At 69.6% G+C, this 12,441-nt stretch carries 13 protein-coding genes; 7 read left to right on the forward strand and 6 right to left on the reverse strand.

What is annotated here, in order from left to right; genetic code table 11:
• On the reverse strand, window positions 1-1,470 hold the full coding sequence (locus tag ON19_RS23475; RefSeq protein ID WP_043696913.1) for a phytoene desaturase family protein: 1,470 nt from the start codon (window positions 1,468-1,470) through the stop codon (window positions 1-3).
• Between the two features lie 9 nt (window positions 1,471-1,479).
• Complete coding sequence (locus ON19_RS44745) at window positions 1,480-1,644, reverse strand: hypothetical protein (protein ID WP_342214798.1); 165 nt, start codon at window positions 1,642-1,644, stop codon at window positions 1,480-1,482.
• On the opposite strand from ON19_RS44745, the gene ON19_RS44545 reads away from it, so the two are divergent.
• The 3 genes from ON19_RS44545 (at window position 1,585) to ON19_RS23485 (ending at window position 2,643) form a co-directional block, all read left to right on the forward strand.
• Window positions 1,585-1,731, forward strand: coding sequence for a hypothetical protein (locus ON19_RS44545; protein ID WP_306307058.1), 147 nt, complete (start codon window positions 1,585-1,587; stop codon window positions 1,729-1,731). The two genes, ON19_RS44745 and ON19_RS44545, sit on opposite strands and share 60 nt — an antisense overlap.
• A gap of 117 nt (window positions 1,732-1,848) precedes the next feature.
• Complete coding sequence (locus tag ON19_RS23480; protein WP_043696920.1) at window positions 1,849-2,274, forward strand: DUF4267 domain-containing protein; 426 nt, start codon at window positions 1,849-1,851, stop codon at window positions 2,272-2,274.
• 153 nt (window positions 2,275-2,427) lie between these two features.
• Entirely contained in the window at window positions 2,428-2,643 is a 216-nt protein-coding gene (locus tag ON19_RS23485; RefSeq protein WP_043696928.1) for a DUF4287 domain-containing protein, read from the forward strand.
• A gap of 108 nt (window positions 2,644-2,751) precedes the next feature.
• On the opposite strand, the gene ON19_RS23490 is transcribed toward ON19_RS23485, so the two are convergent.
• Entirely contained in the window at window positions 2,752-4,116 is a 1,365-nt protein-coding gene (locus ON19_RS23490) for a cation:dicarboxylate symporter family transporter (protein WP_051169220.1), read from the reverse strand.
• A 122-nt stretch (window positions 4,117-4,238) separates the two neighbouring features.
• On the opposite strand from ON19_RS23490, the gene ON19_RS23495 reads away from it, so the two are divergent.
• Both ON19_RS23495 and ON19_RS23500 read left to right on the forward strand, forming a co-directional pair.
• Entirely contained in the window at window positions 4,239-5,807 is a 1,569-nt protein-coding gene (locus ON19_RS23495; RefSeq protein ID WP_043696931.1) for a sensor histidine kinase, read from the forward strand.
• Window positions 5,804-6,508: a response regulator gene (locus ON19_RS23500; RefSeq protein WP_043696937.1), complete on the forward strand. Its 705-nt coding sequence runs from the start codon at window positions 5,804-5,806 to the stop codon at window positions 6,506-6,508. The genes ON19_RS23495 and ON19_RS23500 overlap by 4 nt, the downstream gene beginning before the upstream one ends.
• On the opposite strand, the gene ON19_RS23505 is transcribed toward ON19_RS23500, so the two are convergent.
• The 3 genes from ON19_RS23505 to ON19_RS23515 all read right to left on the reverse strand — a co-directional run bounded on the left by ON19_RS23505 (window position 6,509) and on the right by ON19_RS23515 (window position 10,227).
• The gene (locus ON19_RS23505; RefSeq protein ID WP_043696940.1) at window positions 6,509-7,810 is read right to left on the reverse strand and encodes a cytochrome P450; all 1,302 of its coding nucleotides are present in this window, start codon (window positions 7,808-7,810) and stop codon (window positions 6,509-6,511) included. It lies immediately after the preceding gene.
• A 134-nt stretch (window positions 7,811-7,944) separates the two neighbouring features.
• Entirely contained in the window at window positions 7,945-8,667 is a 723-nt protein-coding gene (locus ON19_RS23510) for a TIGR03089 family protein (RefSeq protein ID WP_043696944.1), read from the reverse strand.
• A 3-nt stretch (window positions 8,668-8,670) separates the two neighbouring features.
• Window positions 8,671-10,227 (reverse strand): LCP family protein, encoded by a 1,557-nt coding sequence (locus ON19_RS23515; protein WP_083899578.1) that lies wholly within the window; start codon window positions 10,225-10,227, stop codon window positions 8,671-8,673.
• Window positions 10,228-10,338: 111 nt separating this feature from the next.
• On the opposite strand from ON19_RS23515, the gene rfbD reads away from it, so the two are divergent.
• On the forward strand, window positions 10,339-11,208 hold the full coding sequence (gene rfbD, locus ON19_RS23520; protein WP_051169221.1) for a dTDP-4-dehydrorhamnose reductase: 870 nt from the start codon (window positions 10,339-10,341) through the stop codon (window positions 11,206-11,208).
• A 335-nt stretch (window positions 11,209-11,543) separates the two neighbouring features.
• Complete coding sequence (locus ON19_RS23525; RefSeq protein WP_043697026.1) at window positions 11,544-12,440, forward strand: glycosyltransferase family 2 protein; 897 nt, start codon at window positions 11,544-11,546, stop codon at window positions 12,438-12,440.
• Window position 12,441: the final 1 nt, after the last annotated feature.

The following is a 12,441-nucleotide window of genomic DNA, read 5'->3' on the forward strand; positions in this document are numbered from 1 at the left end:
TCAGCGGTGCTGGGTAGCGGGGGTACGCAAGAGGTCGAGCGGATCGGTGCGGATATCGAAGCGATCGCGCAGAGCGTGGCGCGCGGCATGCAATCCGCTCATGCCGTGCACCCCGGGGCCCGGTGGGGTGGCGGACGAGCACAGGTAGACACCGGGGATCGGTGTGGCGTAAGGGTTCCAGCGCGGGGTGGGGCGGAACGCGAACTGGCGCAGGGTCATCGCTCCAGCGGAGATGTCGCCGCCGATGTAGTTGGCGTTGTGCGAGGGCATTTCAGCGGCGGTGATCACATTCTTGGCCACGATCAGATCGCGGAATCCCGGCGCGAATCGCTCGACCTGGGCGATCACTTCCTCGCTGACATCGCGGGTGGAGCCGTTGGGGACGTGGGCGTAGGTGTAATAGGTGTGGCCGCCCGCGGGTGCGCGGGTGGAGTCGACCACGCCGGGCTGGATAGTCAGCACATAGGGCCGCTCGGCGTGTCGCCCCATGGCCACGGCATGCTCGGCGGCCATGGCCTCGGCGCGAGTGCCGATCACGTGCACCGTTCCGGCCAGCGCACAGCCCTCGGCTTGCCACGGCACCGGACCGGAGAGCGCGAAGTCGATCTTGCAGGCCGCGCCACCGTAGCGGAAACGCCGCAGCCGCTTCGCGTATCGGGCGGGCAACCGGTGCTCGGCGATCCGCAGCAGTTCGGCAGGGGCGAGGTCGAGCAGAACGGCGCGGGCATCGGCGAATTCATCCAACGAGTCGACCCGGTGCCCGGTGTGCACCCGGCCGCCGAGGCGTTCGAGTTCGGCGATGAGGGCATCGGGAATCGCCTGACTGCCGCCGCGCGGAATCACCCAGCCCCCGACATGGGCCAGTGTGCCGAGCAGCAATGCCGCGCCCGCGGCCGTGACGGCCCGCGGCGGAATGATCGCGTGGGTGGCGATGCCGGTCAGCAGGGCGGGTGCGACCTGTTCGCGGAACCTGACGTTCCACAGCGGCGAGCCCTGTTCCAGCGTGCGCAGGCCGAAACGGATCGCGGTCGCGAGCCCGGACGGGACGCGCCGCAGATCCGACATCGCGATGTCGACCACGTCCGGCCAGTGCCGCACCAGCGGTGCGAACAGCTTGCGCCAGGCCGGACCGTCCGGACCGAGGTCATCGACCGTCCGTTCCAGGTCCCGCCAGGCCAGTCCGGCCACGCCGCCGTCGAGCGGATGCGCGTAGGAGACCTCCGGCGCGAGCAGGTCGACGCCGTGCGCGGTCAGGTCGAACGCGCGGAACACCGGGGACGCCGCCGCCATCGGATGCGCGCCCGCGCACACGTCGTGCCGATAACCCGGCAGGGTCAGCTCGGCCGTGCGGGATCCGCCCCCGGCCGTCGGCTCGGCCTCGTAGACCTCCACGGCGAGCCCCGCTCTGGCCAGAATCACCGCGGCGGCGAGCCCGTTCGGTCCCGAGCCGACCACAACCACATCAGCCATGCCCCCACGCTACCGGCCGACCGGCCTTCGACTTGCTCGCCGACACCACCACCGCGCCGCCGACTCGCCGAGCTCGGCGAAGCCCTGTTCCGCGCCCGCCGACTTTCCCGCGAAGTGGCTGTAGAGCACGGGTTGGCTGTCTTCGATCCGCTCGGCGAGGCCGTGCACGGTCACCGCCTCGCAGCCATGGGCTTCGGCGAGTTCGTGTGCGGTCTCGATGATGCGCTGCGTTCGGCCCGCTCGCGTTCCTTGCGCGTCTGAGCGCTCATGCCCAAATTCTAGCGCCGCTAGACAATCTATCGAAGCTCTATTAAGCTCTCACTATCAGATCTAGCGTCGCTAGATATCGGAGCGGAACTTAACAGTAGGAGTGCCACCATGACCTTCTCCCGCATCGCCACCGTCCAGTCCCTGATCGGCGCCGCGTTCATCCTCTACATCGGGATCAGCTACCTGTTCGCGCCCGACACCATCGCTCCCGGCTTCGGCCTTCCCGCCTGGCCCGACGGTGACGCGGCGGCGTTCATGAACCTCAAAGGCGTGCGGGACACCGTCTTCGGTGTGTTGATCCTGGTCCTGCTCGGCCTGCGGCAGCGGTACGCGCTCGGCATCGTGACCTTGGTCGTCGCGCTCGTGCCGATCGGCGACATGCTCACCGTGCTCAGCTGGCACGGTTCGGCCGCCGCGGCTTTCGGCATCCACGGCCTGACCGCCGCCCTGGTCGCGCTGACCGGTGCGCTCTTGATCCGCGAGCACAGCCTCGGCAAGGGCCGCACGACTGCGTCGGTCGCCGTGACCGCCTGACGAGGCTGCGGTGCGGCGGATCTCTCGACCGCGCCCGCGTCGCCACGGAACTCGCCTCGCAGCGATCCGGATCACTCTCACCGGACCGCCGACGACTTTCGGGAGTTCGCTCCGTCATCACCATCGAACGCACGACGAGCAAGGAGATCGACCATGGCGACCAAGCCGCACGGCCCCGCGTCCTACTTCCCCTCCATCGAGGCCAAGTACGGCCGCGCCGTCGAGGAGTGGAAGGCCGCCATGCGCGACACCGGCCTGACCTCGCACAAGGACCTCGTCGAATGGCTGAAGACCGAGCACGGATTCGGGCACGGCCACGCCAACGCGCTCACCCAGCACCACCTGCACCCGGAGAAGTGGGCGGCCTGACCCGGACGCCACGAAGGGCCCGCAGATCCCGCGAGCCCTTCGTGGTACGCCGGGCTGCTGTCACCCGGCCCGGCGCTGCGCCGCGGACGGACTTCGCCCGGCCGCGCCCTAAACCTTGACCAGATCGATGGTCTCGGCCTCTTGCGTGAGCGGCGCCCCCGGCGTCCCGTGGTCGTCGTCGACCATGGTCCGCTCGTCGAAAGGCATCTTGCGATCGAGCACTTCGCGCACCCGGTCCACGTCGACGGTCTTGGTCCAGGTGCCGATCAGCACCGTGGCGACCGCGTTGCCGGAGAAGTTGGTCAGCGCCCGCGCCTCCGACATGAAGCGGTCGATGCCGACGATCAGGCCGACGCCGTCGAGGAGTTCGGGCCGATGGCTCTGCAATCCGCCCGCCAGTGTGGCCAGACCCGCGCCGGTGACGCCCGCGGCGCCCTTGGAGGCGATGATCATGAACAGCAGCAGCCCGAGTTGCTCGCCGATGGACAGCGGCTTGCCCATCGCCTCGGCGATGAACAGCGACGCCATGGTCAGGTAGATGGCGGTGCCGTCCAGGTTGAACGAATACCCGGTCGGCACGACGACGCCCACGGTCGAGCGCTGCACGCCCATGTGGTCCATCTTCGCGATCAGCCGTGGCAGCGCCGATTCCGACGACGAGGTCGCGACGATCAGCAGGTACTCCCGAGCGAGGTAGCGGACCAGCTTGAAGATCGACACCCGCGAGACGCTCCACAGCAGCACGCCGAGCACACCGAAGACGAAAACCAGGCAGGTGAGGTAGAACGCGACCATCAGCGTGCCCAGCTTCACCACCGCGTCCAGGCCCGTCTTGCCGACCACGTTCGCGATCGCGCCGAACGCGCCGATCGGCGCCAGCCACAGGATCATCACCAGGATCCGGAACACGAGTTTCTGCAGCAGCGCCACGCCGCGCACGATCGGCTCGCCCGCCGTGCCCATGGCCTGCACGGCGAAACCGACCAGCAGCGCGACGAACAGCGCCTGCAGGACATTGCCGGTGGTCAGCGAGGACAGCAGCGTGGACGGGACGATGTTCTGGACGAATTCCCAGGTGCCGCCCGCGCTGTGCGCGGTGCCGGCCAGGTCGTGACCGGCTTTGGTCGACTTGGCGATATTCAGTCCGGTGCCGGGTTGCAGCAGATTGCCGACGACGAGACCGATCCCGAGCGCGATGGTCGACATGATCAGGAAGTAGCCGATGGCCAGACCGCCGACCTTGCCGACGGTGGCCGCGGCGCGCACCGAGCCGATCCCGAGCACGATCGTGCAGAAGATGACCGGAGCGATCATCATCTTGATGAGGTTGACGAAGATGGTCCCCAGCGGAGCGAACGACTGCGCGACGCCGGGGGCCAGCCAGCCGACGACGACGCCCGCGACCACCGCGACGATGACGGCCAGATAGAGCCAATGGGTGCGGTCGTGCCGCGTTCGAGCCGAGTCGCTCATAGCGAGGATTTCCCTTCGAGAGGTACCGAAGCGAGGTGGCTGACGCTCGCCAGGCAGAATGATGGTCGGCTGGGTGATCCTGGTCACTGTTTGGTGCATTACGTTCAGCGGAGGAAGAGCTTGTGAGACGCGGTCGGCTCTCCCTCGCCGGTCAGGCATTCGTCTTCCAGTTGGTCGTGCTCGCGGTGATGATCGCGATCGGCGTGGTGCTCGCCGTGCTGGACGCCAGGCACGACAGCGACGTCACCACCACCCGCGAGGTCACCGACGTCGCGGTGAGTGTCGCCGACGCGCCCTCCACCGTGGCGGCGATCGGCGCGGCCGATCCGACGGCGCTGTTGCAGCCGGTCACCGAGGAGATCCGCCGCGAGACCGGCATGGACTTCATCGTGGTCATGGCGCCGGACCGGACGCGCTACACGCACCCCAACCCGGCCATGATCGGGCTGCCGTTCAGCGGCACCATCGATCGCGCGCTGGCGGGTGAGACTTTCACCGAGACCTTCACCGGCACCCTCGGCCCCTCCATCCGGGCGGTGACTCCGGTCTACGACGACGGGCGGATCGTGGCCCTGGTCTCCGCGGGCGTCACCCGCGCGAAGATCGGCGAACAGGTCGCCACCCAGCTCTCGGTGATCCTCGGCGTCGCGGGTGCCGGGCTCGTGCTGGCCGCCGGCGGATCGTTCCTGCTCAGCCGCAGGCTGCGGCGGCAGACGCACGGCCTGGCGCCCGACGAGCTGCGCGCGATGTACGAGCACCACGACGCCGTCCTGCACTCGGTGCACGAGGGTCTGGTGGTGTTCGGGCCGTCCGGGGAGGACGCCGAGGTGGTCAACGACGAGGCGCGCCGCCTGCTCGACCTGCCCGCGGGCGACGTCCGGCGCAGCGACCTTCCACTGTCGCTGCAGCGGATGAGCTGGGGCACCGTCCGCGACGAGATGCACGTGACCACCGACCGGATCCTGCTGGTCAACCAGGACACCGTCTCGTGGGAGGGCAGGCCGATCGGCACGGTGATGACCATTCGCGACCACACCGAATTGCAGGCGGTGATGGGCGAACTCGACTCCGTGCGCAGTTTCGCGGCGTCGTTGCAGGCGCAGGCACACGAGTCCGCGAACCGGCTGCACACCGTGGTCACCATGGTGGAGCTGGGCCACCACCGGGAGGCCGTCGAGTTCGCCACCGCGGAACTCGAGCTGTCCCAGTCGCTGATCGATCGGCTGTTCGCCGCGGTGGGTGCTCCCGCGCTGGCCGCTCTGCTGCTCGGCAAGGTGAACCAGGCGGCCGAACGCGGCATCGAGCTGACGATCACCGACGACACCGCCCTGGACTCGGTGGATCCGCTGTCGCCGCACGAAACCGTCACGCTGGTCGGCAATCTCGTCGACAACGCGATCGATGCCGCGGCGGGCAACGCGTCGGGCTGGGTGGAAGTCACCCTGCGCCACCAGCGGGCGGACGTCGCGAACGAGTCGCTCCACATCCGGATCGCCGACAGCGGCCCCGGCATGTCGGCGGAGATGTTCGCGCGCGCGTCCCAGCGCGGCTATTCGACCAAAGCCGACCACCACGGGCTCGGTCTCGCGCTGGTCCACCGGCTGGTGGCCCGCCACGGGGGAAGCATCCGCACCCAACGGGATCCCGAAAGCGCGGTGACCGTGACGATTCCACGAAAGGAAGCGCGATGATCCGTGTGCTGATCGTCGAGGACGAGCCGCTGATCGCCGAGGCGCACCGCGCCTATGTGGAGCGCATCGCCGGATTCACCCCCGTCGGTGTCGCCCATACCGGACGCGAGGCGATGCGCGCCGCCGCCGACGCCGCGGCCGAGGGCACGCCGATCGATCTGGTGCTGATGGACATCGGCCTGCCGGACGCCAGCGGGCTCGACGTCGCGGCCGCGCTGACCGGCTTGGCGCCGCGCCCGGACGTCATCGCCATCACCTCCGCGCGGGACCTGGCCTTGGTGCGCACCGCCGTGTCGCACGGCGTCGTGCTGTACCTGCTGAAGCCGTTCACCTTCGCCGCGTTCCGCGACAAGCTGGATCGCTATCGCGAGTTCCGCACCGCGCTTCCGGCCGGCGAGAGCGCCATCTCCCAGCACGACATCGACCGGGCGTTGAGCGCGCTGCGCACCCCGGACCAGCGCGCCGCCACCCCGAAGGGCGTCGCGCCGCAGACTCTCGACGAGATCTCCCGCACGGTGCGCGCTGCCGAGGGCGAGGGCGTCACCGCCGCCGACACCGCGACCTCGATCGGGGTGTCGCGCATTACAGCCTGGCGCTACCTGGAGAAGCTGGCCGACGACGGGTTGGTCGTGCGCCGCTCGGACTACGGCAGGGCGGGACGCCCGAAGACCCGCTACGTCTGGAAGACCACGCCCGGCTGATCAGACCGGTTCCGGCGCGGGCGCGCGCTGACCGAGCCGCACCGGCATCAGTTCGTAGCCGTGCAGGGTGAACAGCGCGCGCCGCTTCGGCGGACCATCCAGGCGCAGGTCGGGGAACCGCTCGAACAGGGCTTGCAGCGCGTAGACGCCCTCCATCCTGGCCAGGCTGGCCCCGAGGCAGACGTGCACGCCGCTGCTGAACGACAGGTGCTCCTTGGCGTTGTCGCGTCCGATGTCGAACCGCCCGGGATCGGCGAAGACCGCCGGGTCGCGATTGGCGCCCGCCAGCGACAGCACCACGGTGTTGCCCGCGCGCACCCGGATACCGTCGATCTCCACGTCGGTCAGCGCGGTGCGCGCCGTGGTCTGCACCGGTGAGTCGAAGCGCAGGATCTCCTCGACCGCATTGGGCCACAGCTCCGGTTCTTCGCGCAGCCGCTCCAGTTGATCGGGATGGGCCAGCAGTTGTGCGACACCGTTGCCGATCAGGTTGACCGTCGTCTCGAAGCCCGCGCCCATCAGCAGGCTCGCGGTGGCCTTGAGCGCGTGGGAGTCCAGCTCGCCCGCGGTGACCAGGCTGCTGAGGATGTCCTCGCCCGGCGCGCGGCGCAACCGTTCGATGTGCTGGTCGAGGTAGTCGTTCATCACCTCCATGGCCAGCAGCGCCTTGCGGTGGGCGCGCCACGGGATGCCGACGTCCAGCAACGGCGTCATCTGATCACCCCAGTCGAGGAACCTGGTCTTGTCCTCGTCGGGGAAGCCGAGCATCTCGGAGATGATCGCGATCGGCACCTGGGAGGCGAAGGAACCGATCAGATCCGCCGTACCGTACGCGGGCAGCGCGTCCAGCAGTTCTTCGGTGACCGTCTCGACGCGGTCGCGCAGCCTGCGGATCGCGCGCGGGGTGAACGCCGAGGCGACCGGTTTGCGCATCGCCGTGTGCTCCGGCGGATCGATCACCAGCATCGACGGCGGCTCGACCGGATTCGGCGGCAGCGGGAAGCGCTCGGCCAGCTTCTGCAGGGGCTTGGGGATGTTGAAGCTCTCCGTGGTACGCACGCCGAAACGGTTGTCGCGCAGGATGGAACGGCACAGCTCGTGATCGAAGGTCGCCCACGCGATCGGGGTGCGCAGCAGCGGCCCCTGCCCGCGCAACCGCTCGATCAGCGGGTAGGGGTCGTCGAAGCCGGCGGGTCCGCCCATCAGTTCGGCGAACGGGTCGCCGCGGCGGGCCTGCAGCCGCAGGGCGAGACGAGGCGCGCCCTGCACCGACAACCAGCGGAACCAATAATGTGGCTTCATTGTCCAACCCCGTCGTTGTGCGATGACTCCACCGTACGGAACGCCGCCGACTTGTAAAACGTCCTCAGGTCGGATGCCGCGCCCATACCGTGGTAGGAGCCGCTACCGGGCGCCGATCGCGATCGGATCGCCGCTCACCCGCGCTGCGCGGTCACCCGTTCGGACGCGATGCGCCGCTCCCGCGCCGCCGGATCCGGATTGACCACCTGTACCAGCGAAGCGCCCGCGGCGAGCACCGCGAGATATCCGTCGATCAGTTCGGCCGGGGTGTCCCATGGCGTGCTGGACAGCACCCGGTCACCCTCCGCGAAGCCCTGCAGTACCGCCGACTTCCTTGCCTCCGCCAGCACCTCGGCGACCGGCATGCCGTCCAGCGCGACACCGGCGCCGCGGGGCAGGAACTGGTCGCCGTGCACGCGCACCGAGGTGGCGAAATCGGTGACGCCCACCGGCAGGTCGCGCACCGGGGCGCCCATGGCGTCCAGCGACAGCGCCGCGACCTCGCCCGCACCGTCTGCCTCGTCCAGGCGATCCGGGGTCACCAGTGCCAGATCGGCGTCCTGGTCCGGTTGCAGCACCACCTCGGTGCCCGCCCACCAGCAGCCCAGCAGCACGGCGGCGGTCTGCCAGTGCGCCGGGAGCAGAACGGCGACCCTGGCGCCCGGGCTGAGGCCGAACTCGTCGCGAATCAGATTGGCGGTCTTGGCCGCCCAGTTCGCCAATGTCGCGCCGGACAGCTCGATGCGCGCTCCGGTGGCGTCGTCGTAATAGGTGACTCGCGGGCCCGCCGGTTCGCGGGCGAGGATCGGATCGAGTACCGCTTCGGTGAGGGTGTGTACCTGGTCGATGTCACGCATGTTTCAGTTCACGCATTTCGGTCCGTTCTGGCCTGCGTCGATCGGTGGAGCGGGTGGGACTGGTGTGGCGGCGGACGACGTACCGGACAGATCGAACACCCGGCTCGCCGATGAGCCCGGACCAGAATAGTCGCTCGCCAGCACGACGCTCACCGAATCCGGCGACAGGGCCGGATCCGCGAGCACCGTCAGCCCACCGAGCGCCTTGGCCACCGCCTGAGCCTTCGGGCTCGCGGTGTCCGCCGCGAGCACCCGGCTGCTGGTGACGCGGCTGCCGCTGTAGTTGGACACCGTGCCTTGACGAAATCCCTTGGCGCTCAGCGCCTGCGCGACCTCGGCCGCCAGCCCGCCGATGCCACCCGCGTTGTACACGCTGACCGTCACCGTGGCCGGATCGAAGCCCGGCTCGGCGTTGCGTGGGGCCGGACCGTCGCCGACCAGCGAGGCGATATAGGACTTGACCGCCTTGGGATCGACCTTGACCACGGATTCGCCGCTGCTGGTCTCCCCGTTGAGATCGGCGACCGGAATGGTCTCGAACTTCACCTGGCCGCCGGTCAGATCCTTCAACCGCTGCAGGAACGCCAGCACGTCCCAGTCCTCGTCCAGCACGATCGTCCGCCCGACGGCGTCGCTGAGTTGCTGGAGCTTGACCGGATTGGCCAGCGTCTTCGCGCTGAGCACCTGCCGCACCAGCTGTGCCATGAACACCTGCTGGCGCACGATGCGGTCGATGTCGCCGCGCTCCAGATCATGGCGCTGACGCACGAAACTCAGCGCCCTCGGCCCGTCCAGGCGCTGACGTCCCGCGGGGAAACGGGCGCCGGACATCCATTCGTCGACCGGGTTCTTCAGGCACACCTCGACCCCGCCGACGGCGTCGGTGAGCAGCGCGAAGCCGAGCAGGCTCACCTCGGCGTAGTGGTCGACGGTGATGCCGGTGAGGGTGGCCACCGTCTTGATCAGCGCCTGCCTGCCCGCCTGGGTGGACTGCCGCTCCGCGTCCGTCTGGGAAACCCCCTGCTCGGCCAGCTTCTGCAGCTGGGTCGCCTTGGTGGCGCCGTAGGCCGAGTTGATCTTGCCCATGCCGAGGCCGGGAATGCTGACGTAGGAATCGCGCGGAACCGAGATCGCCGTCGCCGACCGCCCGTCGTTGGGCACGCGCAGCAGCACGATGGTGTCGGTATTGGTGCCGACCTCGTCGCCCGCGTGCAGCATGGCGCGCTCGGCGTCCGACAGCGGGTTGCCGTGCGCGTCGGTGCGGCTGTCCACACCCACCAGCAGGATGTCCACCGCGCCGTCCCGGCTGCCGCCGAGTCCGAGATCGCCGATGCGCTCGATGTTGGCGACCAGCGCGTCGACACTGTGCCAGGCGAAACCGGTGAGCACCAGCACGATCACGGCGGCGGCCGCCGCGATCGAGCGCAGCGGACCGTAGGACCGGTCGCCTGCCCCGGTCGGACGCGCCGACGCCGATGTGCCCCTCCGCTGCGACAAATCTGCATCCTCTCGCCGAAACTCGATTCCCTGGCGACGCGTGCGCAACCGATCCGCCACCATGGTCACCGCTCGCCCCGCCCGGTTTCGGGGTCCCCCGATAGCTCAAGGCTATCGAACGGTTATCGCGAACGGCCGCAACCGCGGACGTGGCGGCGTGCCAGACTTGCGCCCGTGACCGACCCCACCGCACCCGAATCCGCCGTGCCCGCCCGCCTCGTCGTCACCGGGGCGCACGGACAGGTGGGCCGGGAACTGCGGCGTCTCGCTCCGGCCGCAGGCGGCTACGGGCGCGCCGAACTCGACATCACCGACCCCGCTGCCGTGCGCGCGGTACTCGCGCCCGGCGACGTGGTGCTGAACTGCGCCGCGTACACCGCCGTCGACCAGGCCGAAACCGACACCGAGGCGGCATATGCGGGCAACGCCACCGGACCGGCCGTGCTCGCCGAGGTCTGCGCCGACCTCGGTGCCCGGCTGATCCAGCTGTCCACCGATTACGTCTTTCCTGGTACCCAGGATCGGCCGTACGACACCACCGATGTGACCGGACCGACCACCGTCTACGGGGAGTCCAAGCTCGCGGGCGAACAGGCGGTGCTGAGCCGCTGCCCGAACGCGCACGTGGTGCGCACCGCGTGGGTATACACCGGGCGCGGCAGCGATTTCGTCGCGACCATGCTGCGGCTGGAGCGGGAACGCGACACCGTCGACGTGGTCGACGACGAGGTCGGCTCGCCCACCTACGCCGCCGATCTGGCCGCCGCGCTGCTGGAGCTGGCGGGCCGGCCGGACGCCCCGCGCGTGCTGCACGCCACCAATGCCGGGCGGGCCAGTCGATTCGAACTCGCCCGCGCGGTGTTCGCGGGTGTCGGCGCCGATCCCGAGCGCGTCCGCCCGTGCGATTCCTCCGCCTTCCCCAGACCCGCACGGCGCCCGGCATATTCGGTGTTGTCGCCGCGGGCCTGGAACGACGCCGGGCTGCGACCCCTGCGGGATTGGCGGACCGCGCTGGAGGACGCGCTGGCGCGACGGGCCGAGTAGGCGTACCTCCGCCTTCGCTACGGCCATGCGCAGGCTACCGACGGACGGTGCCCGACTGCACCCCAGAGGCGCACCTCCGTCTTCGCTCATGCGCGGGCTATCGACGGACGACGTCCGGGCTGCACCCCGGAGGCGTACCTTCGCCTCACTACGGCCATGCGCGGACCACCGACAGACGACATCCGGCTGCACCCCAGAGGCATACCTCCGGCCTTCGCTACGGCCATCCGCAGACGACCTCTGGCTACAGCCAGAGGCATACCTCCACCTTCACCGCGGCCGTGCACGGGCTATCGACAGACGACGTTCGGTCGCGCCCACTAGAGTTGGCTGTCGTGAGTGATTCCGATTCCGCCGCGCCCACCGGGCTGGCCGTCGTCACGGTGACCTACTCCCCAGGTGAGCACCTCGAGCACTTCATCACCACCCTCGCCGGGGCCACCTCGGAGAAACCCCAGGTGATCCTCGCCGACAACGGGTCGGTGGACGGTGTGCCGGAGCTGGTCGCCGAGGCCAATTCGCACGTGCGGCTGCTGCGCACCGGCGGCAACATCGGCTACGGCGGCGCCATCAACCGGGCGGTCGCGGAGATCGATCCGGGCATCGAGTTCGTGGTGATCGCCAACCCGGACATCCGCTGGGGCACCGATTCGATCGACACACTGCTCGCCGCCGCCAAGCGCTGGCCGCGCGCGGGTGCGCTCGGTCCGCTGGTGCTCGAACCGGACGGCAGCGTGTACCCGTCGGCCCGCCGGGTGCCCGGCCTGCTCGACGGCGCCGGGCACGCGATCCTCGGCACGGTGTGGAAGTCCAACCCGTGGACCCGCCGGTACCGGCAGGAGAACGAGGAGATCTCCGAGCGTGCCGTCGGCTGGCTGTCGGGCTCGTGCCTGCTGGTGCGGCGCGCGGCGTTCGACTCGATCGACGGCTTCGACTCGCGCTACTTCATGTACATGGAGGACGTCGACTTCGGCGACCGGATGGGCAAGGCGGGCTGGCACAACGTATTCGTGCCGGACGCCGAGGTCACCCATGCCAAGGGGCACGCGGCGGGCCGCCATCCCGAGGTGATGCTGCCCGCCCATCACGCCAGCGCCTACCGGTTCCAGGCCGACCGGCATCCGCACTGGTGGCAGGCTCCGCTGCGGCTGGCGCTGCGGGCCGGACTTGCGATCCGCTCGCGAATTGCGGTTCGATCTGCCCTGCGCCAGCAGGCGCGCGACGCCGGATAGC

Source organism: Nocardia abscessus NBRC 100374 (assembly GCF_000308455.1).
Taxonomy (GTDB): domain Bacteria; phylum Actinomycetota; class Actinomycetes; order Mycobacteriales; family Mycobacteriaceae; genus Nocardia; species Nocardia abscessus.